The following is a 24,574-nucleotide window of genomic DNA, read 5'->3' as shown; positions in this document are numbered from 1 at the left end:
CGGCGCTAGGCTCGGGTCCATGGCCACCGACCACCCCGACCTCGCCCCGGACACCCTGACCGTCGCGGCGGGACGACCGCCGCGGGAGCACGACGCACCCGTCAACGTGCCGATCGTCCTCTCCACGACCTACCACGAGACCCGGGCGCCGCAACCCGGCGACCGCATCTACGCCCGGGGCTCCAACCCCACCTGGGATCCGTTCGAGGAGGCCCTGGGGGCGCTCGAGGGAGCCGACCTGCCGGCCCTCGTCTTCGGCTCCGGACTGGGCGCAGCTGCCGCAGCCCTCTCCCTCGTGCCGACCGGAGGAGCTGTGGTCATGCCGCGGCACGCCTACGCCGGCTCCATCAGCCTCGCCGGCGACCTCGCGGCACAGGGCCGCTTCGAGCTGCTGGCCGTGGACATCGCGGACACGGACGCGGTGCTCGGTACGCTCGACGCGCTCGCGCACCGCTTCGATGCCGGCCAGGTGATGCTCTGGCTCGAGAGTCCCACCAACCCCATGCTCGAGGTCGCGGAGCTGGCCGTCCTGACGGACGCGGCGCATGCCCACGGTGCCCTCGTCGTCGCGGACAACACCTTCAACACGCCCATGGTGCACCGGCCGCTGGAAGCGGGGGTCGACGTCGTCCTGCACTCGGTGACCAAGTGGCTGGCGGGCCACTCCGACGTCGTCCTCGGGGCGCTCGCCACGTCCGACGCGGCGCTGCGCGGGAGGTTGCTGGCGCACCGCACCCTCCACGGGGCGATCGCCGGGCCGTTCGAGGTCTGGCTGGCCCTCCGCGGACTCCGGACGCTCGCCCTGCGCATGGAGCGGAGCCAGTCGACGGCGGCCTTCCTCGCGCTGCACCTCGCCGACCACCCGGCCGTCCGCCGGGTGCGCTATCCCGGTCTCGCCTCGGATCCCGGACACGAGCGCGCCGCCGCCCAGTTCAACGGCTTCGGCGGGATCGTCAGCATCGAGCTCGACGACGTCGCCACCGCGGACGCCGTGGTGGATGCAGTGCGGCTCTGGCTCCCGGCGACCTCCCTCGGTGGCGTGGAGTCCCTCGTGGAGCGCCGCCGTCGCCAGCCCGCCGAGCCGGCGACCGTGCCCGAGGCCCTCGTCCGGCTGTCCGTCGGCATCGAGAACCCCGAGGACCTGTGGGCCGACCTCGAGCAGGCACTCCGCCGGGCCACGGGCGGGCGTGACGGCGGCCTCTGACCGGACCACCCGTCGTCGGGTCCGCAGCACGCGCCGGTGTCGGTCGGTGCCTGTCGGTGTCTGTCGGTGTCGCCGGTGCGCCACGGACGGGGCGGCCCGCTAAGCTGAGGGCGTGGACCTCGTACTCCAGACCCAGTACTTCCTGTACCTCGCGCTCGGCTTCGTCGCCCTGGGCATCGAGGTGTGGGCCCTCTCCGACTGCGTGCGTCGTCCCGGCACGGCCTTCGAGGCCGCCTTCAAGCGCACCAAGGGCTTCTGGCTCGCGCTCACCGGTGGCGCCGTCGTGGTCGGCCTCCTCTCCGCCCTGGGCGGCCGTGGGGGCTTCAACCTCTTCCAGCTGGTCGCGATCATCGCGGCGTGCGTGTACCTGGCGGACGTGAAGCCCGCTGTCAGCCAGACCTCCGGACGCGGCGGCAACTCCGGCCCCTACGGCCCCTGGTAGGGAACAGCTTCCCCTGATCGATCGCGTCTCCCGGCCGAAAGGCCGAGCGCGGAGGGCGGGCCCGGTCCACCGTCCGTCTCAGCCGGGTTTGACGGCGTCCCACGCCACGGTGACCTCGCCCAGGCGCCAGCGCGCCGGACCGTCCACCAGCGGCCAGCCCGCGCTCCTCAGGGACGCGCACATGGACCGCCATCGCTGCGCCTGGCCGAAGGACGCGAGCGCCGCCGCGTCGAGCCACGCCTTGTCGAGCGCCCGCAGGTAGGCGTGCACCCGCTCGCCCTCGACGTTCCGGTGGATCAGTGCCTTCGGGAGGCGCTCGGCGACGTCCGAGGGCAGGGTGAAGGCGCCGAACCTGAGCGAGATGCTCAGCGTGCTCGGCCCGTCGGCCTCGACCGCAGCCCAGGTGGCGCGCCGGCCGATCTCGTCGCACGTCCCGTCGACGAGGAGTCCTCCCGGCGCGAGCCGGCCCCGCACCTCGTCCCAGTAGGCGGCGTACTCGTCCTCCCCGTACTGGCGCAGCACGTTGAAGGCCCGCACAACCACGGGTCGGCGTCCGTCGAGGGGAAGCTCGAAGCCGCCCTGCCGGAAGCTGAGTCCCGGCCGCGCGAGCGGTTCCGCCGCCGCCACCCGCGCCGGGTCGATCTCGACGCCCATCACCTCGACGTCGTCGCGCACCGCCCGCAGGCGTGCGAAGAGCTCGACGGCCGTCACGGGAGCAGCCCCGTAGCCGAGGTCGACGACGAGCGGATCAGCGGCCCGGCGCAGGCGGGAGGACTGCGGGCCGGCGAGCCAGCGGTCCACCCGGCGCAGGCGGTTCGGGTTGGTGGTGCCGCGCGTGATGGTCCCGAGGGGTCTGGTCGGCGGTCGTCTCGGTGGCACCCGTCAAGGCTAGGCCACGGCCTTAACACTCGCGGAACAGGCCGCTCCCGGCATGACCCGGCTGACGTGGATACGGCAGACTAGGAGACATGACCTACACACTGATCCTGCTGCGCCACGGGCAGAGCGAATGGAACGAGAAGAACCTCTTCACCGGGTGGGTGGACGTCGCCCTCACGGAGAAGGGACGCGAGGAGGCCACCCGCGGTGGCCACCTGCTGACCGAGGCCGGCATCCTCCCGGACGTCGTCTACACGTCCCGGCAGAAGCGCGCCATCATCACCGCCAACCTCGCGCTCGAGGCCGCGGACCGCAGCTGGATCGACGTCAAGCGCAACTGGCGCCTGAACGAGCGCCACTACGGTGCACTGCAGGGCAAGGACAAGGCCCAGACGCTCGCCGAATTCGGTGAGGAGCAGTTCATGGAGTGGCGCCGGTCCTACGACACCCCGCCGCCCGCGCTCGAGGACTCCAGCGAGTACTCGCAGGTCGGCGATCCCCGCTACGCGGACCTCGGCGACGACGTCCCCCGCACCGAATGCCTGAAGGATGTCCTCGACCGCTTCCTGCCGTACTGGGAGTCCGACATCACCGTCGACATCCGGGCCGGGAAGACCGTCCTCATCGCGGCGCACGGCAACTCGCTGCGCGCCCTCGTGAAGCACCTCGACGGCATCAGTGACAAGGACATCGCAGCACTCAACATCCCTACGGGGATCCCGCTGGTGTACGAGCTGGACGAGGACCTCACGCCCGTCAAGGCCGGTGGCACCTACCTCGACGCCGATGCGGCTGCTGCCGCCATCGAGGCCGTCGCGAACCAGGGCAAGCACTAGCCGCGGGGAGCGCGACTCCCACCGGTCGTCGCAGAACCAGAACGACGGCGGTCCCTGCGGGGGCCGCCGTCGTCCTGTCATGCCGGATGCGGATCAGGTCAGCGGAGCGCTCGGCTGCCATTCGCCGGTGACCAGGTAGGTGACCTTCCGCGCCACGGAGACACCGTGGTCGGCGAAGCGCTCGTAGTAGCGGCTGGCGAGGGTGACGTCCACGGTGGTGGGTGCGGTCTCGGCCCAATCCTCGGCAGCCACGGCGCGGAAGACGCTCGCGTGCAGCTCGTTGACGCGCGCATTGGCCGCATTGATCTCGTTGCTCAGCTCCAGGTTCCGCGTCTCGAGCAGCTCGGTCACCTTGTCCGCGATCTGCACGTCGAGGTCGGCGAGCTCGTCGAAGGTGGCGCGGATGCTCTCGGGGATCACGTTCGCGGGGAAGCGCAGGCGGGCGAGCTGCGCCACATGGCGGGCGAGGTCACCCATGCGCTCCAGGGAGGCGCTCATGCGCAGGGCTCCCACGATCATGCGGAGATCGGAGGCCACGGGGCCCTGCAGGGCCAGGATGTCGATCGCGCGCTCGTCGAGATCGTTCTGCAGGAAGTCGATCCGCGCGTCCGCCGCGATGACCTCCTGGGCCAGTTCGGTGTCCGCTCCCTGGAAAGCGCTGTTGGCCTTCCGGATGGCCTCGGACACCAGTTGCGAGATCTCGATCAGCTCCTCGCCGATCTGGTGGAGCTCGGCCTGAAAAACCTTACGCACGTAGGGGTCCCTCCCTGGAAGTTTGCACTGCAACCGTATCCACAGTTCTGCCGCCGAGCCTTCCAGCCGTCGGTGAACTGTTTCCCCGCATTGTGTGAACGTTAGTTGAACCCCTCAGCCATTGCCACCGGATGAGGCCGGCCCGGAAAGTGAACGGCATAAGCTGTGTCCGTGGACCCCCTTCTCCTGACGCTCGTGGCCGGGCTGGTCGGCCTAGCCCTCGGTGTGAGCGGCATGGCGGCCTTCCGTGCGAGCGAGGCCCAGCGGCTCAGGCTGCTCTACGAGGACGAGCCCTCGCTGCCCGACGGCGCCGCCGAGGTCCTCTCCATCATCGGCCGCGCCTATGTCATCGTGGACGCGATCGACGGCGTCGTCCGGGCCAGCCCCGCAGCCTACGCCTTCGGCCTGGTCCGCGGGCACACCGTGGTGCACTCGGAGCTGCTGGACCTCACCTCCAGGGTGCGGCGCGACGGCGTGATCGAGCAGGAGCAGCTCGAGCTCCCGCGGGGTCCGCTGGGGCAGGGGACCATCGTGGTCCAGGTGCGCGTCGCGGCCCTCGGCGCGGAGTACATCCTGATCCTCGCCGATGACCGGACGGAGATCACCCGCAGCGAGGAGATCCGCAACGACTTCGTCGCGAATGTCTCCCACGAACTCAAGACTCCCGTCGGCGCCATCTCGCTGCTCGCCGAGGCGATCGACGACGCCGCCGAGGACGAGGTCGCCGTGCGCCGGTTCGCGCAGCGCATGCACAAGGAGTCCGGCCGGCTCTCCGCGCTCGTCCAGGACATCATCGAACTCTCCCGTCTGCAGGGCGCCGACGTCGTCCGCCGCGGTAAGCCCGTGGACGTCAACGCGGTGATCGCCGAGGCGGTGGACCGCAACAAGCTGCCCGCGGAGAGCAAGCAGATCGACATCGTCGTCGGCGGGACCGTCCAGGCGCCCGTGTACGGCGACCGCGACCTGCTGATGACGGCGTTCCGCAACCTGATCGACAACGCCATCCGCTACTCGCCCGAGGGCACGCGGGTCGGCGTGGGCGTGCGGTCGCGCGACGGACTGGTGCAGGTCTCGGTCACGGACCAGGGCACGGGCATCACGCCCGAGGAGCAGGAGCGCATCTTCGAGCGTTTCTACCGCATCGACGCCGCGCGGTCCCGCCAGACCGGAGGGACCGGCCTCGGCCTCAGCATCGTGAAGCACGTGGTCGCGAATCATGGCGGAGAGGTCACCGTGTGGTCCCAGGCCGGTCAGGGCAGCACGTTCACGGTCCGGCTGCCCGAGATGGAGGTCAACCCGGAGGACGGCGGTGCACCCGGCCACGAGACGACGTCGGGCACCGATGCCCCGGGCGTCCAGATTTCCGACACGACGTCGGGCAAGAGGGGCAGCGCCGCTGCCCATGAGCAGGGAGTCAAGGCTTGAGCCGCATTCTGATCGTCGAGGACGAGGAGTCCTTCAGCGACCCGCTGTCCTACCTCCTGGGCAAGGAGGGCTTCGAGGTGTCGGTCGTGGACAACGGCCTCGACGCCATCACCGAGTTCGACCGCTCCGGTGCCGACCTCGTGCTGCTGGACCTCCAGCTGCCGGGGCTGTCCGGGACGGAGGTCTGCCGCCAGCTGCGCCAGCGTTCGAGCGTCCCGGTCATCATGCTGACCGCCAAGGACGCCGAGATCGACAAGGTGGTGGGCCTGGAGCTCGGTGCCGATGACTACGTCACCAAGCCCTACTCGTCCCGCGAGCTGGTCGCCCGCATCCGTGCGGTCCTGCGGCGGCAGGGTGAGCCCGAGGAACTGATCTCGAACACCATCCAGGCGGGCCCCGTCCGGATGGACATCGAACGGCACGTGGTGAGCGTCGACGGCGAGCAGGTGGCGCTGCCGCTCAAGGAGTTCGAGCTCCTCGAGATGCTGCTGCGCAACTCCGGCCGGGTGCTCACCCGTGGCCAGCTGATCGATCGCGTGTGGGGTTCCGACTACGTCGGGGACACGAAGACGCTCGACGTGCACGTGAAGCGCCTGCGCGGGAAGGTGGAGCCCGACCCCTCGAATCCGCGCTACCTGATCACCGTCAGGGGACTCGGGTACAAGTACGAGCCCTGAGGGGGCACGACGCAGAACTGCCCGCCTCCGATGGTCCGGAGGCGGGCAGCAGTGTCGTCGGCAGGATCCGCCTACTCGCCTTCGGACGCTTCCTCGGTGGCCGCAGGCTCGCTCGGGCGCGGCGTGTAGCCGCCGGGGACGAACTCGCGGTACTCCTCGAGCGTCCCGTCGAGCACGGGCACCTCGAACGTCGCCTGGTCGCCGTTCACCTCGAAGTCGACGTCGACGAGGGAGCCCGGGATGTCGTCGACACCCTCGAGCGAGGCGTCGTCCGAGGTCTCGTCCTCGAGCTTGATCTGGCCCTGGCCCTCGATCGTGAAGCTCGTGGAGGCACCGCCGGCGCTGATCGAGAGGTTCACGGGGTCGTCGCCCGAATTGAAGATCGTGCCCACGAGGCGGCCCGCCGTCTCGTCATCGCGGCCGACGATCAGGATGTTGCGCATGAGCACGGGCCCGAGATCCTTCACGATGCCGTCCGATGCGGCGTACTGCGTCGTCGTCGACTGCTCAGCGGTGAAGCTGCAGCCGGAGACCCCCAGCATCAGCAACACGGCGCCGGCAGCGACGGACCGCTGCACTCGGTTCTTCGGTGCACTCTTCACGGCACAAACTCCTGGGGGCTCAACAGGTGGGACAGGGACGGAATCCGATGCGGACCTACAGGACAGACTATCGGCTACGAGCATCAACCGTGGTGTCCGTTGCGGCCGCCCGAATGCTGCAGCAGCACCAAAAGCCCCTTCCGTCAAGAGGCGAATGATAGTCAATTCGCCCTGTTCAAGCCGTCTGACCTGCGAAAACGCGCCATCGGCGTGTCGTTGCCGTGATAAACTGACTGGCGGGAAAGGGGAAAGTCCACATGGTTTTTGAGGTTGGCGAAACAGTTGTTTACCCTCACCACGGCGCAGCGAAGATCGAGGAGATCAAGATGCGCGTCATCAAGGGCGAAGAGAAGATGTATCTCAAGCTCAAGGTGGCACAGGGTGATCTGACCATAGAAGTACCAGCAGAGAACGTCGACCTCGTAGGGGTCCGCGACGTGGTGGGCAAGGAAGGCCTCGAGCATGTGTTCGATGTCCTGCGGGCCGAATTCACGGAAGAGCCGACCAACTGGTCGCGCCGGTACAAGGCGAACCTCGAGAAGCTCGCCTCCGGCGACGTCATCAAGGTCGCCGAAGTAGTCCGGGACCTCTGGCGTCGCGACCACGACCGCGGACTGTCGGCCGGTGAGAAGAGGATGCTCGCGAAAGCGCGGCAGATCCTCATCTCCGAGCTCGCACTCGCGGAGAAGACCGATGAAGAGAAGGCCGCCAGCGTCCTCGACGAGGTCCTCGCCTCCTAGGAGCGGGACTGATCGTCGAAGAGGGACCCCCGGGTCCCTCTTTTTCTTTGCCCTGTCATAGGGTGACGGAGTGCCACCGAACCTGCAGCAGCCCGCCCCGCCCGTCGTCGGCCTGATCGTCGTCGCAGCTGGGACCGGCCAGCGCCTCGGGCACGGCATCCCCAAGGCCCGCGTGCTGTGCGGTGGGCGCACGCTGCTCGAGCACGCGCTGGACGCCGTGTCCGCCTCGGGCGTGGCCGCCGCCGTGGTGGTGGTCCTGCCGCCCGGGGACACCGTTCTGGCCGCCGTCGTGGAGGCAGCGGCCGGCGCCGCACCACGGGGCTGCCGGATCACCTCGGTCCCCGGTGGCGCGTCGCGGGTCGCCTCCGTCCGCTCGGGACTGGCTGCACTCCCGCCGGCGGCGGAGATCGTGCTGGTGCACGACGCCGCCCGCGCCCTCACTCCTCCTGCAGTCTTCCAGCGCGTCGCGGCCGCGGTCCGCGCGGGCGCCCCCGCCGTGATCCCCGTGGTGCCGGTGGCGGACACCGTCAAGGTCGTCCGCGCGGACGTCGTCGAGTCCACCCCCGACCGCGCCGGCCTGCGCGCGGTGCAGACACCGCAGGGTTTCGCCGCAGCCTCCCTGCGCTCGGCGCACAACGGATCCGCCGCCGCGGATCCGGGCATCACGGACGACGCCATGCTCATGGAGGCACTCGGCGTGCCGGTCCGCGTGGTCGACGGCGACCCCCTCGCGTTCAAGGTGACCACCCCCCTGGACCTCACTGTGGCCGAGGCCGTCCTGGCGCTCAGGCGTGACGGCCGCGGTGCAGCAGACCCTTCCCCATCCGGCAGGAGTACCGATGTACCTGAGTGAGCACCTCCACCTTCCCCGCACCGGGATCGGCGTGGATGTCCACGCGTTCGCCCCCGAGGACGCGCCGGCGCCGCTGTGGGTCGCCGGCCTCCTCTGGGAGGGCGAACGGGGGCTGAGCGGCCACTCCGACGGGGACGTCGTGGCGCACGCGGCCGCGGACGCCCTGTTCTCGGCTGCCGGCGTCGGTGACCTCGGAAGCCACTTCGGCACGGACCGGCCCGAGTACGCCGGCGCTTCCGGGCACGCGCTGCTCTCCGAGGCCGCGCGGATCGTCCGGGCGGCGGGCTTCGACATCGGCAACATCGCCGTCCAGCTCGTCGGCAACCGGCCGAAGTTCGCGCCGCGCCGCGCCGAGGCGGAAGCGGCCATGTCCGACGCCGCGCAGGCGCCGGTCAGCATCTCGGCGACCACCACCGACGGGCTCGGCCTCACCGGACGGAGCGAGGGGATCGCCGCGATCGCGACCGCCGTCGTCGTGCGGTCCGGTGGCCGGGTGCCCGGCGACACCGCGGGGGCCTGAGGAGTCCGGCGGGTAATCTGGACCGGTGAGCCTGCGATTCCATGACACCGCCCGCGCCGAGGTGCGTCCCTTCGAACCCCTCGAACCGGGCAGGGCGAGCCTCTACTACTGCGGCGCCACCGTGCAGGGCATGCCCCACGTGGGGCACGTGCGGTCCGCGATCGCCTTCGACCAGCTCACCCGGTGGCTCGAGGCCCGCGGCCTGCGCGTCACCGTGGTCCGGAACGTGACGGACATCGACGACAAGATCCTCGCCAAGTCCCGGGACTCCTTCCGCGAGGGCGCCGCCGATGCCGATCCGGCCGTCGTCCAGGACGAGCCGTGGTGGGCCCTGGCCTACCGTTTCGAGCAGGAGTTCCAGCGTGCCTACGCCGCACTCGGTGTCCGGCCGCCGACCTACGAGCCGCGCGCCACGGGCCACATCCCCGAGATGCATGCGCTGATCCAGCTCCTGATCGACCGCGGCCATGCCTACCCGGCGCCGGACGGATCGGGGGACGTCTACTTCGACGTCCGCTCCTGGCCGGCCTACGGCAGCCTCACGCGCCAGGACATCGACGAGATGCAGGCCGCGCCCGACGCCGATCCGCGCGGCAAGCGGGATCCTCGCGACTTCGCGCTGTGGAAGGGCGCCAAGGAGTCGGATCCGGTGACGGCGTCCTGGGCCAGTCCGTGGGGGGTGGGGCGGCCCGGCTGGCACCTCGAGTGCTCCAGCATGGTCACGAAGTACCTCGGCACGGAGTTCGACATCCACGGCGGCGGACTGGATCTCCGCTTCCCCCACCACGAGAACGAGATGGCCCAGTCGCAGGCCGCGGGGCGCGGCTTCGCCCGGTTCTGGATGCACAACGGGATGGTCACCTTCGAGGGGGAGAAGATGTCCAAGTCCCTCGGCAACACCGTGAGTCCGCAGGAGATGATCGACGCAGCGGGCCCCCGCGTGGTGCGCTACTACCTCGGGCAGGCGCACTACCGCTCCGTCCTGGACTACCGCGAGACGTCGCTGCAGGAGGCTGCCGCGGCGGTCGCCAGGATCGACGGATTCATCGGCAAGGCCTCGGCCCGGGTCGGCGCGCCCGCCGTGCAGCAGGTCCGGGCGGCGGACCTGCCCGCGGCCTTCGCCGACGCAATGGATGACGACCTCAACGTGCCGCAGGCACTCGCGGTCCTCCACACGACCGTGCGCAGCGGCAACACCGCGCTGGCCTCGGGTGATGACGCCGCGGTGGGAGCGGCCCTCTCCGCCGTCGTCGCCATGACCGGGGTGCTCGGGCTCGACGACGCCGGGGACGCCCGTGCGGGCGGGGCGGACGCCGCGCTCACGAAGGCCCTCGATGCGCTCGTCGGGGACCGCATCGCCGAACGCCTCGACGCCCGGTCGGCGCGGGACTGGGCGCGCGCGGACGCCATCCGCGAGGCGCTCTCGGGCGCCGGGATCGTCCTGGAGGACACGGCGGACGGGGCGCGCTGGTCCCTGGCGGAGGACTGACCGGAGGACTGACCGGAGGACGTCGGCGGAGCCGGGGCCGCCGTCCCGGGGCGCCTCGCGCCGGAGTCGTGACCACCGCCCGGCCGCGCGCAGAGGGAAGGCGCCGCCGCCCGGTAAACTGGAGGCGATTCTTCCTCTATTTAAAGGTGTTGTTCCATGGTCAGTCACGGACGTCCAGGCGCGGTGCGCAAGTCGAAAAAGGGCCCTTCCGTCGGCACCGGCGGACACGGGCGCAAGTCCCTCGAGGGCAAGGGCCCCACGCCGAAGGCGGAGGACCGCCCGTACCACAAGGCGTACAAGAGCAAGGAGCTCGCCGAGCGGTCCGCCGCCAAGCGCGCGGGCGGCAAGGGCGCCGGGACCGGGCGGACCAAGGGCAAGGCGGCCGAAGAAGCCGTCACCGGCCGCAACTCGGTGGTCGAGGCGCTGCGTGCCGGCATCCCCGCGAAGGCCCTCCACGTCGCCATCCGGATCGAGATGGACGACCGCGTCCGGGACTCGCTGAAGATGGCCGCCGAGCGGGGCATCCCCGTGATGGAGACGGGCAAGCCGGAGCTCGACCGCATGACCGACGGCGCGGTGCACCAGGGCCTCATGCTGCAGATCCCGCCCTACGAGTACGCCGACGCCCTCGACCTGGTGGACGAGACCATCGAGAAGTACCGCCGCGGACACATCGGCAACGCGCCGCTGTTCGTGGCCCTCGACGGCATCACCGATCCCCGCAACCTCGGCGCGATCATCCGTTCCGCCTCCGCCTTCAGCAGCCACGGGGTTATCGTCCCCGAACGCCGCTCGGTCGGCGTGACCGCATCGGCGTGGAAGACGAGTGCGGGGGCCGCGGTACGGGTGCCGGTCGCGCGCGTCGGCAACCTGAACGCCGCCCTGAAGAGCATGAAGGGCAAGGGCATCTTCGTCCTGGGTCTCGACGGCGACGGCGACGTGTCCCTGCCCCAGCTGTCCCTCGGCCGCGACCCGATCTGCATCGTCGTCGGATCAGAGGGCAAGGGCCTCTCGCGCCTCGTGCGCGAGAACTGCGACCAGATCGTCTCCATCCCCATCGATTCCGCCATGGAGTCGCTCAACGCGTCGATGGCGGTGGGCATCACGCTGTACGAGGTGTCACGCCAGCGTTCGTCCTGATCGCCCGACGATGATCCAGCCGGCACAGCAGCTTCCGCGCGCCTCCCGCGAGTTCCCCCTCGGGCTCCACGCCATCAGGCGGGGGGAGCAGCGTGATGCCCACGCCAACGCGGCCGTCTGGGCCCCCGGCATCCCGTCCATGGACGTGCACTGGCGCCGTGGCGACGGGTCGTGGACGTCCGAGACGCTGGTGGGGCTCGACGGCGGCGTGCACCACGGCGTGGTGGGGCCGGTGGATCCGGGTGCCCTGTACGCGTTCTGGCCCACGGGCGAGGACCTGCCCGGCGCCATCGGCGAGGCGCAGCTGCTCCTCGATCCCTACGGGCGGGCCATCGAGACGATCGACACCGTCGGGGCGCCCGGCACCGACGCGGCCGGGGAAGCCGACTCGCGTGCCTACTACTCGGTGTTCCTCGAGCACGCGTTCGACTGGGGTACGAGCGAGCGCCCGAACACGGCCTGGCGGGACACCGTCGTCTACGAGGCGCACGTCAAGGGCCTCACGAAGTTGCACCCCGACGTCCCCGAGGAACTCCGCGGCACCTACGCCGGGCTGGCCCATCCGGCGATGGTCACCTACCTGCGCGAGCTCGGGGTCACCGCCGTCGAACTCCTGCCGGTGCACTTCCACATCGACGAGCCGCACCTCGAGCCGCTCGGCCTCAGCAACTACTGGGGCTACAACACCCTGGGTTTCTTCGCCGCGCACACCGACTACGCGACGGCGGCGGCCCGGACCGCCGGCCCCGCTGCCGTGCTCGACGAGTTCAAGGGCATGGTGAAGGCGCTCCACGAGGGCGGCCTCGAGGTCATCCTCGACGTCGTCTACAACCACACCGCGGAGGGTGAGCAGCACCGGCCCGCCCTGTGCTGGCGCGGTCTCGGGGACCGCGACTACTACCGGCACGACGACGCCGGACGCTACCTGGACACCACAGGCTGCGGGAACACCCTCGACTTCTCCCAGCCGCGCGTCGTCGAGTTCGCCCTCGACTCGCTGCGGTACTGGGCGGAGGAGTGCCGCATCGACGGATTCCGGTTCGACCTCGCGGTCACCCTCGCACGGGACGAGCGCAACGTCTTCACCCCGCGACATCCCTTCCTCGTCGCCGCCGGGGCGTCGACGGTGCTGCGCGGGACGAAACTGATCACCGAACCCTGGGACATCGGTCCCGACGGGTGGCAGACCGGGCGCTTCCCGGTCGGCTGGGCGGACTGGAACGACGGCTTCCGCGACACGGTCCGCGACTTCTGGTTGCGGGACATCGCATCCCTGACGGGTGGCGGGGCGGCCTCCTCACCCGGACGGCTCGCAGGGTGCCTCGCCGGATCGGCCGACACCTTCGGTGCGTCCGGCAGGAGTCCCCTCGCCTCCGTGAACTTCGTGACCGCGCACGACGGCTTCACGCTCGCCGACCTGACGGCCTACGAGCGCAAGCACAACGAAGCCAACGGCGAGGGCAACCGGGACGGCCACAACGACAACCGCAGCTACAACCACGGTGCGGAGGGGCGCACGGAGGACGAGGGCATCCTCGCAGCCCGTGAGCGCAGCGCCCGCAACATCATGGCGTCGCTGCTCATCTCCCTCGGGGTGCCGATGCTCACCGCCGGCGACGAGTTCGGACGGACACAGGGCGGCAACAACAATGCCTACTGCCAGGACACGGAGCTCGCATGGGTGCACTGGCCCGATGACGCCGCCTCCCGCCGCATGCTGGACGCCACCCGGACCCTGCTCGCCATCCGGCGGGACTTCCTGGCCTGCCAGCCCCCGACGTTCCCGTCCCGGGGCGACCAGTCGACGCTGCTGTGGTTCAACGCCGCCGGACTGCCGATGACGCCGCACGAGTGGAACGACCCCTCCACCCGGACCGTGCAGCTCCTCCTCGGATCGACGGGCGGCACGATCAACGGCCTGGTGGTCATCAACGGGTCGCTCGAGCCGGCGCGCATCCACCTGCCGTCGGCCTGGATCCTGCAGGGCCAGGGTGTGGAGGGGGAGCAGCCGCGCTGGTTCAGCCGTACCTTCGACTCCGCCGGTGGCGATGACCCGCGGGTGCACGGTGCCGGGGCCGGCGGTGGCACCGGTGGCGGTGTCGGTGGCGGTGTCGACGGCCGGCTCCGCTCGGGCGAGGCCGATGTCGTCGCCGCCGATTCGGTCCGCATCTACCGCTGCTGACCGGCCCGGACGCGTCGGTACGCGACGGGACACCTGACGACGCTGCCGGAAGCGACGAAGCCCGGGACCAGAGGTCCCGGGCTTCGTCGTTCCTGGCCGCCGGCAGGACGCCGGTCAGGCGTTGACGACGAGCCCCAGTTCCGCCTTCGTGGCCAGGGTCGTGTGCTTGGGCAGCACCCGCACGGTGTAGCCGAAGGACCCAGAGTGGTCGATCCGGATCCCACCCGTGAACAGGTAGCGTCCGCTGCCGAGGTTCTCGGCGACGTCGAGGTCCTCGACCGTGACATCGCTCAGCTCGTCGCTGTCCAGAGCGCGGCCGTAGGCCACCTCGACCGCGACGTCGTCGGGGTCGAGTCCACCGAGCGAGACGTACGCGTTGACTGTGAGCGAATCGCCGATCTGCGGGTCCTCGGACACGCCCGTCGAATCGACGTGCTCCACCTGCACAGCGGGCCAGCTGCCCTGGACGCGGGAGCGCCAGGCAGCGGTCCGCTTGGCGAGCGAGAACTGGTCGGCGGCGGCTTCCTGGCCCGCCCGCCAGGCCGGCCGGTACAGCTTCTCCACGTAGTCCTGCAGCATGCGTTCCGCGGACACTGCCGGCCCGAGAGTGGCCATGGTGTGCTTGATCATGGCGATCCACGCGTGCGGCACGCCGTCGCGGGAGGGCTCGGACGGGCCTGCCGCTCCTGCTCCCTCGGCCGGCACGAGCGAGTAGAAGCGCGGTCCCACCTGGGTCTCGAGGAGGTCGTACAGGGCGGCGGCCTCGATGTCGTCGCGCTCGTCGGCGGAGGCGCCGTTGTTGGCAGTCGGGATGGCCCAGCCGTTGTCGCCGTCGTACATCTCGTCCCACCAGCCGTCGAGGACGGACAGGTTCAGCCCACCGTTGATGGCGGCCTTCATGCCGGAGGTGCCGCATGCCTCGAGCGGACGCAGCGGGTTGTTCAGCCAGACGTCGCAGCCGGGGAAGAGGGTCCGGGCCATCGCGATGTCGTAGTTGGGCAGGAAGACGATGCGGTGGCGCACCTCGGGATCGTCGGTGAACCGGACGAGGTCCTGGATCATGCGCTTTCCCTGCTCGTCGGCGGGATGCGACTTGCCGGCGATCACGAGCTGGATGGGGTGCTCGGGGTGCAGGAGCAGGGCCTTCAGTCGGGCCGGGTTCCGCAGCATGAGCGTGAGGCGCTTGTAGGTCGGCACGCGCCGGGCGAAGCCGATGGTCAGCACGTCGGGGTCCAGGACGGAGTCGGTCCAGGTGAGCTCCGCATCGGCGGCCCCGCGCTTCTTCCAGGAGGACCGCAGGCGCTGGCGGACGTCGTCCACCAGGTTGGAGCGCAAACTGCGGCGCAACGCCCAGATGTCGGTGTCCGGGACGTCGTACACCTTGTTCCACTGCGGATCGAGGATCGACTCGGCACCGAAGGTGGAGCGGGCGAAGTCGGCGATCTCGGGGTCGACCCAGCTCGGCACGTGCACGCCGTTGGTGACGGAGGTGATGGGCACCTCGCGGGTGTCGAAGCCCGGCCACAGGCCCGAGAACATGCCGCGCGAGACCTCCCCGTGCAGCTTCGCCACACCGTTGGCCCGCTGGGCCAGGCGCAGCCCCATGACGGCCATGTTGAACTTGGCGGGATCGCCGTCGGCGTAGTTCTCGGCACCGAGCGCGAGCACCCGGTCCGTCGGGACGGCAGGAGCCAGGCCGGCGTGGAAGAAGTGCTCGATCTGCGAGCGGTCGAAGCGGTCGATCCCGGCGGGGACCGGGGTGTGCGTCGTGAACACGGTCGAGGCACGGCCCGCGGTGAGGGCCTCCTCCCAGCTCATCGGGGACTCGTTGGCCGGGTCCATCAGTTCGCGGATGCGCTCGATGCCGAGAAAGCCGGCATGGCCCTCGTTGGTGTGGAAGACCTCGGGAGCGGGCATGCCGGTCAGGCGCTGGAAGATGCGCAGGGCCTTCACCCCGCCCATGCCGAGCAGCAGCTCCTGCTGCAGGCGCTGGTCCCCGCCGCCGCCGTAGAGGCGGTCGGTGACGTTCCGGGCGGCCTCGTCGTTCCCGGCGACGTTCGAGTCGAGCAGGAGGAGGGGGACGCGGCCGACGTCGGCGCGCCAGATGTGCGCGGAGAGCTGGCGTCCGTTGGGCAGGGGCAGGACGACGGTCGCCGCGGAACCGTCCTCCTCTCGGAGCAGGGTCAGCGGGAGCCCGTCCGGGTCGAGCACGGGGTAGGTCTCCTGCTGCCATGCGTCACGCGAGAGCGACTGCTTGAAGTAGCCGGCCTGGTAGAGCAGCCCCACCCCGACCAGGGGGACGCCGAGATCGGACGCGGACTTCAGATGGTCACCGGCGAGGATGCCGAGGCCGCCGGAGTACTGGGGGAGGACGGCACTGATCCCGTACTCCGGGGAGAAATAGGCGATGCTGCGGGGCGCGTCGTCGCCGAGGGACTGGTACCAGCGCGGCTCGGTCAGGTAGTTCTCGAGGTCGGCGCCGACCGCCTGGATCCGCTGCACCAGGGCGTCGTCGCCGGCGAGCTGCTCGAGCTTCTCGCGGGTGACCGAACCGAGGAAGGAGACGGGATCGTGGCCGCTCTCCGCCCAGGCGGCAGGGTCGATCTCCTCGAAGAGCCGCGAGGTCGGCAGGTGCCACGACCACCGCAGGTTTCCGGCGAGTTTGCCGAGCGGCGCGATCTTCTCGGGGAGGACGGTACGGACGGTAAATCTGCGGATTGCCTTCACCCCGGTTACGCTAGCGCACTTGCCAAGCGGTGGGGAGGGTTGGGCGTAAACGCTTGCGTCATACTCGATGGCGCGCGTGTTACGCCAAGCTCCCTTAGCAATTCGGGCCATTACTCGCTAACGTCGTACCCGTGACGACCACTAGCGAGCAGAACCGAAATGCCCAGTATCCGGAGGGACTGCGGTTTGGCCGCATCCCCATCACGGCGGTCAGCCCGGTCGTCGAGGACGGCCGTTTCCCGGCGAAGGCCATCCCCGGGTCGGACGTCTCCGTGGGTGCCACGGTCTTCAGGGAGGGACACGACCAGCTGGGCGTGTCCGCCGTCCTCCACGACCCCCGTGGCAAGGAGGTGCAGCGCGTCCGCATGACGCCCGTCGGGGCGGGGCTCGACCGCTGGGCCGGAACCCTGACCCCGCGCACCAAGGGGCTGCACACCTTCACGATCGAGGGCTGGTCCGACCTCTTCGGTACCTGGGAGCACGACGCGACGATCAAGATCGCGGCCGGTGTCGACGTCGAACTCATGCTGGCGGAGGGTGCTGCCCTCTTCACCCGCGCGGCGGCCGACCGCCCGGCGAAGGATGCCGCACTGTTCCGTCGGACCGCCGACGCACTGTCCGACACCACGCAGGGAGTCGAGGCGCGCCTGGCCGCCGGACTCTCGCCACAGATCCACGAGGCGATCGCCCGCCGGCCCATCCGCGACCTGGTGACCGCCTCCACCCCCTACCCCCTGAACGTGGAGCGGGAACTCGCCGGCCGCGCCGCCTGGTACGAGTTCTTCCCCCGGTCGGAGGGCGCCACCTACGACCCCGAGACCGCCGAGTGGACGTCCGGGACGTTCCGCGACGCGACCAGGCGCCTCGACGCGGTGGCCGCGATGAACTTCGACGTCGTCTACCTGCCCCCGATCCACCCGATCGGCCGCGCACACCGCAAGGGGCCGAACAACACCCTCACCGCCGGTCCCGCCGATCCCGGTTCGCCCTGGGCCATCGGGTCCCCCGAGGGCGGCCACGACGCCATCCACCCGGATCTCGGCACCTTCGAGGACTTCGACGCCTTCGTGGCACGCGCCAGGGAACTGGACCTCGAGATCGCCCTCGACCTGGCCCTGCAGGCCTCACCCGACCACCCCTGGGTGCAGAGCCACCCCGAGTGGTTCACCACGCGGGTGGACGGGTCCATCGCCTACGCCGAGAACCCCCCGAAGAAGTACCAGGATATCTATCCCATCAACTTCGACAACGACCCGAAGGGCCTGTCGAAGGAGGTGCTGCGGATCGTGCTCATGTGGATCGAGCACGGCGTGAAGATCTTCCGGGTGGACAACCCCCACACCAAGCCCGTCCAGTTCTGGGAGTGGCTGATCGCGAAGGTGAACAGGAAGCACCCGGACGTCATCTTCCTCGCCGAGGCCTTCACACGCCCCGCGATGATGCATGCCCTGGGACGGGCAGGCTTCCAGCAGTCCTACTCCTACTTCACCTGGCGCAACACCAAGGAGGAGCTCGAGGAGTACTTCACCGAGATCAGCCACGTCTCGCCCGCCTACTTCCGGCCCAACTTCTTCGTCAACACCCCGGACATCCTCACGGAGTACCTCCAGTACGGCGGACCGGCCGGATTCAAGATCCGCGCCGTGCTCGCATCGATGGCCAGCCCCCTCTGGGGGGTGTACTCGGGGTACGAGCTGTTCGAGCACGTGGCCCGCCCGGGCGCCGAGGAGTACATCGACAACGAGAAGTTCCAGTTCCGCCCCCGTGACTACGCTGCCGCCGAGGCGGAGGGTCGCTCGCTCGCACCGTTCATCACGCGCCTGAACGCCATCCGGCGCTCGCACCCCGCGCTCGGTGACCTCGAGAACCTCAGCATCCACCGCAGCACCGACCCGGCCACCCTCGTGTTCGTCAAGCACAAGCGCACGGCGGAGGGCAAGGACACGATCGTCGTCGTCGTGAACGTGGACCCCCACAGCACGCGGGAGAGTACCGTGTCGCTCGATCTCGCGAAGCTCGAGCTCGACGCCGCGGACCTCGACGAGAACGGCACGTTCCTGGTGGACGACCTCATCACGGGACAGACCTTCGCCTGGGGCGAGCACAACTACGTCCGCCTCGATGCGCACGTGGAGCCCGCACACATTCTCTCGATCAGGAGGCAGCGCTAGTGCCCAACCCCTTCCAGCTCAACGCACCGGGACTGGCCCATGACCCCCACTGGTACCGCAAGGCGGTCTTCTACGAGGTCCTGGTCCGCGGGTTCGCCGACGCGAACGGGGACGGCTCCGGTGACCTCTCCGGCCTGATCGAGAAGCTGGACTACCTCCAGTGGCTCGGCGTCGACTGCCTCTGGCTGCCCCCGTTCTTCAAGTCCCCGCTGCGGGACGGCGGGTACGACATCTCGGACTACTACGACGTCCTCGACGAGTTCGGTTCGCTCAGCGACTTCAAGCGACTCGTCGCCGAGGCGCACGCGCGCGGCGTCCGCGTCATCATCGACCTGCCCGTCAACCACACCTCGGACCAGCACCACTGGTTCCAGGAATCGCGCAGCGACCCCGAGGGCCCGTACGGCGACTTCTACGTCTGGAGCGACACGGACGAGAAGTACGAGGACGCCCGCATCATCTTCGTGGACACCGAGGAGTCGAACTGGACGTTCGACCCCGTGCGCCGCCAGTTCTTCTGGCACCGCTTCTTCAGCCACCAGCCGGACCTCAACTTCGAGAACCCCAAGGTGCAGGAAGCCATCTTCGACGTCGTCAAGTTCTGGCTGGACCAGGGCATCGACGGCTTCCGTGCGGATGCCATCCCCTACCTCTTCGAGGAGGAGGGCACCAACTGCGAGAACCTCCCGAAGACACACGAGTTCCTGAAGCGCCTCCGCGCCATGGTCGACGAGAACTACCCCGGCCGGGTCATCATCGCGGAGGCGAACCAGATGCCGGACGAGGTCGTGGAGTACTTCGGTGACGAGGACGGCCCCGAGTGCCACATGTCCTTCCACTTCCCGATCATGCCGAGGCTCTTCTACGCCCTGCGCGACCAGAAGGCAGCGCCCATCATCGAGACGATGCGGGACACCCCGGACATCCCGGCGGGTGCCCAGTGGGGTACCTTCCTCAGGAACCACGACGAGCTGACGCTCGAGATGGTGACCAACGAGGAGCGCGAGGCGATGCTCGGCTGGTACGCGCCGGACCCCCGCATGCGGGCGAATGTGGGCATCCGTCGTCGGCTGTCCCCGCTGCTGGACAACTCGCGGGCGGAGGTCGAGCTCATCCACTCGCTGCTCCTCTCGCTGCCGGGAAGTCCGTTCCTGTACTACGGGGACGAGATCGGCATGGGGGACAACATTTGGCTCGAGGACCGGGACGCCTCCCGCACACCGATGCAGTGGAACCCGGACCGCAACGCCGGTTTCTCCCCGGTGGACCCCGGAAAGCTCTACCTTCCCGTGGTGCAGTCCCTCGTCTACCACTACAACCACGTGAACGTCGAAGCGCAGATGGCCACATCCAGTTCGCTGCTCCATTGGGTCCGGCAGATGCTCGCCGTCAGGAAGGCCCACCCCGCCTTCGGCCTCGGCGGGTACCGCAACGTGCCCGTTGAGTCGGAGAACGTGCTCGCCTTCCTCCGCGAGGTCGAGGAGCCGAACGCGGAGGGTGAGCCCGCAGAAGCCGTGCTCTGCATCTTCAACCTGTCGCAGCACCCGGTCGCTGCCCGGATGCGCCTGCCCGAGTTCGCCGGCCGCGGCCTGCGCGATCTCTTCGGCGGAGCGATCTTCCCGGCCTTCGCCGAGGACGGGGAGATCACCCTGACGCTCGGCAGCCACGACTTCTTCTGGCTGCGTGTCCGGTCGGCACACTCCAACACCTCCTCGCCGCACACGCAGGCGATGCCTGTCATCCCCCTCCCGGAGGCCATCCGCTCATGACGACGCACACCCCCTTCATCCCGGAGATCCTGACCGAGTGGCTCCCGTCCCAGCGGTGGTTCCCCGCAAAGGGGCGGTCCGTCGAGGTGACCGTCGTCGGCGGTACCGTGCTGGAGGACCCGTCCGGCGACGCCGGGTTCGAGGTGCACTTCCTCGCAGTCGAGTCCGGCCCCCGCACCGACGTCGTCAGCGTGCCGATCAGCTACCGCGCCACGCCGCTGGACGATGCCGCCGCCGGGCTCATCGGCCAGGTGGAGCACCCCGCCCTCGGGACCCGCTGGGCCTACGACGCCACCCACGACGCGGGCTTCGTCCGGCTCTGGGTCGACTTCATCCTGGCCTCGCGCTCGACGCCCGACGGGCGCCTCGACGGCGTCGTCGTCAAGGCGCCCGAGCACCAGGAACCCGGGGTCGCCCAGCCGGTGAAGGTGCTCCAGGGTGAGCAGTCCAACACGTCGGTGGTCTACGGCTCCGGCGCCGGCTCCATGATCGTCAAGTTCTTCCGGGTCCTGGCCGCCGGCGAGAGCCCGGATGTGCAGATCAGCGCACAGCTCACCGCCGGCGGATCCACCGACACCCCGGACACCTTCGGGTGGGTCACGGGGACGTGGCAGGAGGCGCACGGCGAGCCCGGCCGCCACGTCACGGGTCACGTCAGCGTCCTCCGGGACTTCGTGGAGGGCAGCACCGACGCCTGGCGGACCGCCTCGCTCGCGGCGGCCGAGGCCGCCGACTTCTCGGCGGAGGCGCGCGGCCTGGGCCAGGCCGTCGCCCGCATCCACCGCCAGCTCGACAGCGCCTTCGGCAGCCGCACCGCCACCCCCACCGAGGAGCAGGAGTTCAAGGACGCCCTCGTGCAGCGGATCCGCTGGGCCTGGGACGAGGCGGGCGACGCCGTCGGACCGCTGGCTGCCGAGGTCGACGCCGTCATCCGCGACGTCCGGAACCTCTCGGACATCCCGCCCCTCCAGCGCATCCACGCCGATCTCCACCTCGGCCAGGTGCTCCAGGCTCCGGACGGCACGTGGCTCGTGATCGACTTCGAGGGTGAGCCCCTGCGGCCGACCGCCGAGCGGAGCGTCCCCGACGTGCCGATCCGCGACGTCGTCGGCATGGTGCGCTCACTCGAGTACGCGGCCGCCTCCCGCGGGGCGGCCCCCGTCGGGTCCCCCGAAGCGCTCGAGACCGAGCAGTGGTCCGACGCCGCACGGCACGCCTTCCTCGAGGGGTATGCGCTGGAGAGCGGTGCGCCCGTCGAGACCGACGGCCCCCTGTTCCGAGCACTCTGGCTCGACAAGGCCCTCTACGAAGTGGTCTACGAAATCCGCAACAGGCCGGACTGGGTCGAGATGCCCGTCCGCGACGTCCGACGCGCCCTGGGTGCACAGCCCGGCGCGGACGCTACGAAAGCAGCTGACATGAAATCCTCGAAGAAGACAGGCCCCGAGAAGGGCGCCGGTGGCAAGAACCTGGCCGCGAAGGCCGCCAAGGCCGCGGAGGCCGTCGCCGGCACCGCGAAGGCCGTCGCGGACAAGGCCAAAGATGCGACGGCGGGTATCGCCGAGAAGGCGAAGGAGTCCGGCAACACGCCATCCACGCCATCCTCGCCTGCCGCCGGCGCTCCACCGGCGGTCGTCGAGCCCGTGGGTGTCGATACCGCCACCCTCCAGCAGGTGTCGGAGGGTGTCCACCACCAGCCTCACGCCGTCCTCGGCGCGCACCTCAGCGAGGACGGCGTCGTCACCATCCGGACACTGCGGCGTCTCGCCCGCTCCGTCGTCGTCGTCACCGGCACGGGGCGCACGGAACTGACCCATGAGCACAACGGCATCTGGGTCGGCGCCCTGCCCGCGGAGAACCCGGGCCACGTGCCGGACTACCGGCTCGAGGTCACCTACGAGGGCGAGCCGGTCATGGTCGACGACCCCTACCGTTTCCTGCCCACCCTGGGCGAGATCGACATGCACCTCATCGGCGAAGGCCGCCACGAGACGCTGTGGACTGCGCTCGGCGCCCATGTCCGCCACTACTCGTCGGTGCTGGGCGACATCGAGGGCGTGTCGTTCGCCGTCTGGGCGCCGAATGCCCGATCGGTGCAGGTGATGGGTGATTTCAACGGTTGGGACGGCAGCGTCAACGCCATGCGCGCCCTCGGGAGTTCGGGGATCTGGGAGATCTTCATCCCCGGGGCCGGTGCGGGTACCTGCTACAAGTTCCACATCCTCGGCAGCGACGGGCAGTGGCGCGAGAAGGCGGACCCCATGGCGCGCGGCACCGAGATCCCGCCGCTCACCGGGTCCAAGGTGGTCGAGTCGACCTACAGCTTCGGCGACGACGAGTGGATGACGGCCCGTGCGGCGAACGATCCCCACAACGGCCCGATGAGCGTCTACGAGGTGCACCTCGGGTCCTGGCGCCAGGGCCTGAGCTACCGCGAGCTCGCGAAGCAGCTGGTGGAGTACGTGACCTGGCAGGGCTTCACGCACGTGGAGCTCATGCCGGTGGCGGAGCACCCCTTCGGCGGTTCCTGGGGCTATCAGGTCACCTCCTACTTCGCCCCGACCTCGCGCTTCGGCTCGCCCGACGACTTCAAGTACCTGATCGATGCGCTGCACCAGGCCGGTATCGGCGTCATCATGGACTGGGTCCCGGCGCACTTCCCGAAGGATGCGTGGGCGCTCGCGAAGTTCGACGGCGGCACCCTCTACGAGCACGGCGATCCGTTCCTCGGAGAGCACCAGGACTGGGGGACCCTGATCTTCGACTTCGGTCGTCGCGAGGTCCGCAACTTCCTCGTCGCCAACGCCCTCTACTGGCTCGAGGAGTTCCACATCGACGGTCTGCGCGTGGACGCGGTCGCCTCCATGCTCTACCTGGACTACTCCCGCGAGGAAGGGCAGTGGCGTCCGAACAAGTTCGGGGGCCGCGAGAACCTCGAGGCCATCTCCTTCCTGCAGGAGGTCAACGCCACGGCCTACAAGCGGGCCCCCGGCATCGTCATGGTCGCCGAGGAGTCGACGGCGTTCGACGGGGTCACCCGTCCCACCAGCAGCGGCGGACTCGGCTTCGGGATCAAGTGGAACATGGGCTGGATGCACGACACCCTCCAGTACATCTCCGAGGACCCGATCAATCGGGTGCACCACCATGGCAAGGCCACGTTCTCGATGGTCTACGCCTACACCGAGAACTTCATGCTGCCCATCAGTCACGACGAGGTGGTGCACGGCAAGGGCTCGCTCCTGCGCAAGATGCCGGGCGACCGCTGGCAGCAGCTCGCCAATGTGCGCGCCTACCTCGCCTTCCAGTGGGCGCACCCCGGCAAGCAGCTGATCTTCATGGGCTCCGAGTTCGCCCAGGAAGCCGAATGGGCCGAGCACCACAGCCTCGACTGGTGGCTGACGGAGACGCCGTCCCACAAGGGTGTCCAGGAACTCGTGCGATCGCTCAACACGGTCTACAAGGACACCCCGGCACTGTACGCACGCGACAACGAGCCGGCCGGTTTCCAGTGGATCGACGAGAACGACGGCGAGCACAACACCCTGTCCTTCATCCGCTGGGACCATCAGGGCAATCCGCTGGTGTGCGTAGCGAACTTCGCCGGGGGTCCGCACGAGGGGTTCCGCGTGGGGCTGCCCTGGGCGGGGGAGTGGACCGAGGTCCTCAACACCGACTCGGAGGAGTTCGGCGGATCGGGCGTCGGGAACGACGGCTCCGTCACCGCGCACGAGGGTGCCCACAACGGCCAGCCGGCGTACGGGGACGTCCGCGTGCCGCCGCTCGGAGTGCTGTACCTGAAGCCGGCCACCGCCTAACCGGGGTTCGGCAGGGTAGCGGCGGATCATCTCGAGGGAGACGATCCGCCGCTGTTGTACTTCCTGACGATCCGGTGTTAGTGTTTATATCCGCGCTGATGAAGTCATCTGGTCGGCCGACAACCACAGAACCGAGGATCTCGTTCTTTCCGCATGGAATGGACCAGGGACGCGGGGAAGACGGGAATCGGCCGATTTGGAGAAACGGAACCGGTGTGGGTAAGCTTGAAAAGTTGCTTCGGAGCGATAATGCAGCGGTTTGGTTGTGTTTGGTGCCGGTAGCTCCTGTTGTTTGAGAACTCAATAGTGTGCCAAGTTTGTTGATACCGATTGTTTTTTGATTGGTT

At 69.5% G+C, this 24,574-nt stretch carries 18 protein-coding genes; 14 read left to right on the top strand and 4 right to left on the bottom strand.

Features of this window, described 5'->3' with window-relative positions; genetic code table 11:
* Positions 1 to 19 precede the first annotated feature (19 nt).
* Positions 20 to 1,204 carry a trans-sulfuration enzyme family protein gene (locus tag ACTIMO_RS14740; protein WP_448182874.1) on the top strand — a complete coding sequence of 395 codons (1,185 nt, stop codon included), beginning with the start codon at positions 20 to 22 and terminating at the stop codon, positions 1,202 to 1,204.
* 112 nt (positions 1,205 to 1,316) lie between these two features.
* Positions 1,317 to 1,646, top strand: coding sequence for a DUF2516 family protein (locus ACTIMO_RS14735; protein WP_055765154.1), 330 nt, complete (start codon positions 1,317 to 1,319; stop codon positions 1,644 to 1,646).
* Between the two features lie 78 nt (positions 1,647 to 1,724).
* Here ACTIMO_RS14735 and ACTIMO_RS14730 read toward each other — a convergent pair whose 3' ends face one another.
* Positions 1,725 to 2,525, bottom strand: coding sequence for a class I SAM-dependent methyltransferase (locus ACTIMO_RS14730; RefSeq protein WP_055765151.1), 801 nt, complete (start codon positions 2,523 to 2,525; stop codon positions 1,725 to 1,727).
* An 89-nt stretch (positions 2,526 to 2,614) separates the two neighbouring features.
* On the opposite strand from ACTIMO_RS14730, the gene ACTIMO_RS14725 reads away from it, so the two are divergent.
* Positions 2,615 to 3,361 (top strand): phosphoglyceromutase, encoded by a 747-nt coding sequence (locus tag ACTIMO_RS14725; RefSeq protein ID WP_055765147.1) that lies wholly within the window; start codon positions 2,615 to 2,617, stop codon positions 3,359 to 3,361.
* A 93-nt stretch (positions 3,362 to 3,454) separates the two neighbouring features.
* On the opposite strand, the gene phoU is transcribed toward ACTIMO_RS14725, so the two are convergent.
* On the bottom strand, positions 3,455 to 4,114 hold the full coding sequence (phoU, locus tag ACTIMO_RS14720; RefSeq protein ID WP_422391203.1) for a phosphate signaling complex protein PhoU: 660 nt from the start codon (positions 4,112 to 4,114) through the stop codon (positions 3,455 to 3,457).
* A 171-nt stretch (positions 4,115 to 4,285) separates the two neighbouring features.
* Here phoU and ACTIMO_RS14715 point away from each other — a divergent pair, with 171 nt between their 5' ends.
* Together ACTIMO_RS14715 and ACTIMO_RS14710 are read left to right on the top strand one after the other, a co-directional pair.
* Positions 4,286 to 5,539: a sensor histidine kinase gene (locus ACTIMO_RS14715; RefSeq protein WP_448182873.1), complete on the top strand. Its 1,254-nt coding sequence runs from the start codon at positions 4,286 to 4,288 to the stop codon at positions 5,537 to 5,539.
* On the top strand, positions 5,536 to 6,216 hold the full coding sequence (locus tag ACTIMO_RS14710) for a response regulator transcription factor (RefSeq protein WP_055765141.1): 681 nt from the start codon (positions 5,536 to 5,538) through the stop codon (positions 6,214 to 6,216). Before ACTIMO_RS14715 ends, ACTIMO_RS14710 begins: the two co-directional genes overlap by 4 nt.
* A 71-nt stretch (positions 6,217 to 6,287) precedes the next feature.
* Here ACTIMO_RS14710 and ACTIMO_RS14705 read toward each other — a convergent pair whose 3' ends face one another.
* Positions 6,288 to 6,818: a hypothetical protein gene (locus tag ACTIMO_RS14705; RefSeq protein ID WP_055765139.1), complete on the bottom strand. Its 531-nt coding sequence runs from the start codon at positions 6,816 to 6,818 to the stop codon at positions 6,288 to 6,290.
* A gap of 257 nt (positions 6,819 to 7,075) precedes the next feature.
* Here ACTIMO_RS14705 and ACTIMO_RS14700 point away from each other — a divergent pair, with 257 nt between their 5' ends.
* From ACTIMO_RS14700 to glgX, 6 genes are all read left to right on the top strand, one after another.
* Positions 7,076 to 7,558 carry a CarD family transcriptional regulator gene (locus ACTIMO_RS14700; protein WP_028280415.1) on the top strand — a complete coding sequence of 161 codons (483 nt, stop codon included), beginning with the start codon at positions 7,076 to 7,078 and terminating at the stop codon, positions 7,556 to 7,558.
* Positions 7,559 to 7,628: 70 nt separating this feature from the next.
* Positions 7,629 to 8,411 (top strand): 2-C-methyl-D-erythritol 4-phosphate cytidylyltransferase, encoded by a 783-nt coding sequence (ispD, locus tag ACTIMO_RS14695; RefSeq protein WP_448182872.1) that lies wholly within the window; start codon positions 7,629 to 7,631, stop codon positions 8,409 to 8,411.
* Positions 8,398 to 8,931 carry a 2-C-methyl-D-erythritol 2,4-cyclodiphosphate synthase gene (gene ispF / locus ACTIMO_RS14690; protein ID WP_448182871.1) on the top strand — a complete coding sequence of 178 codons (534 nt, stop codon included), beginning with the start codon at positions 8,398 to 8,400 and terminating at the stop codon, positions 8,929 to 8,931. The genes ispD and ispF overlap by 14 nt, the downstream gene beginning before the upstream one ends.
* Positions 8,932 to 8,956: 25 nt before the next feature.
* The gene (gene cysS, locus ACTIMO_RS14685; protein ID WP_448182870.1) at positions 8,957 to 10,420 is read left to right on the top strand and encodes a cysteine--tRNA ligase; all 1,464 of its coding nucleotides are present in this window, start codon (positions 8,957 to 8,959) and stop codon (positions 10,418 to 10,420) included.
* A 156-nt stretch (positions 10,421 to 10,576) separates the two neighbouring features.
* Positions 10,577 to 11,560: a 23S rRNA (guanosine(2251)-2'-O)-methyltransferase RlmB gene (gene rlmB, locus ACTIMO_RS14680; RefSeq protein WP_055765130.1), complete on the top strand. Its 984-nt coding sequence runs from the start codon at positions 10,577 to 10,579 to the stop codon at positions 11,558 to 11,560.
* A 10-nt stretch (positions 11,561 to 11,570) separates the two neighbouring features.
* Positions 11,571 to 13,742 carry a glycogen debranching protein GlgX gene (gene glgX, locus ACTIMO_RS14675; RefSeq protein ID WP_448182869.1) on the top strand — a complete coding sequence of 724 codons (2,172 nt, stop codon included), beginning with the start codon at positions 11,571 to 11,573 and terminating at the stop codon, positions 13,740 to 13,742.
* 114 nt (positions 13,743 to 13,856) lie between these two features.
* Here the strand turns inward: glgX and glgP are convergent, their stop codons facing one another.
* On the bottom strand, positions 13,857 to 16,469 hold the full coding sequence (gene glgP / locus ACTIMO_RS14670; RefSeq protein WP_448182868.1) for an alpha-glucan family phosphorylase: 2,613 nt from the start codon (positions 16,467 to 16,469) through the stop codon (positions 13,857 to 13,859).
* Between the two features lie 131 nt (positions 16,470 to 16,600).
* Between glgP and ACTIMO_RS14665 the strand changes: the two genes are divergently transcribed.
* The 3 genes from ACTIMO_RS14665 to glgB are packed head-to-tail and all read left to right on the top strand — an operon-like array spanning position 16,601 to position 24,227.
* Complete coding sequence (locus tag ACTIMO_RS14665) at positions 16,601 to 18,640, top strand: alpha-1,4-glucan--maltose-1-phosphate maltosyltransferase (RefSeq protein WP_448182867.1); 2,040 nt, start codon at positions 16,601 to 16,603, stop codon at positions 18,638 to 18,640.
* The gene (gene treS, locus ACTIMO_RS14660; protein ID WP_055765119.1) at positions 18,640 to 20,409 is read left to right on the top strand and encodes a maltose alpha-D-glucosyltransferase; all 1,770 of its coding nucleotides are present in this window, start codon (positions 18,640 to 18,642) and stop codon (positions 20,407 to 20,409) included. Before ACTIMO_RS14665 ends, treS begins: the two co-directional genes overlap by 1 nt.
* Positions 20,406 to 24,227 carry a 1,4-alpha-glucan branching protein GlgB gene (gene glgB / locus ACTIMO_RS14655; protein ID WP_448182866.1) on the top strand — a complete coding sequence of 1,274 codons (3,822 nt, stop codon included), beginning with the start codon at positions 20,406 to 20,408 and terminating at the stop codon, positions 24,225 to 24,227. Before treS ends, glgB begins: the two co-directional genes overlap by 4 nt.
* Positions 24,228 to 24,574: the final 347 nt, after the last annotated feature.

This window comes from Arthrobacter sp. CP30 (assembly GCF_053470025.1).
This window is presented reverse-complemented; position numbering and strand designations above follow the sequence as displayed.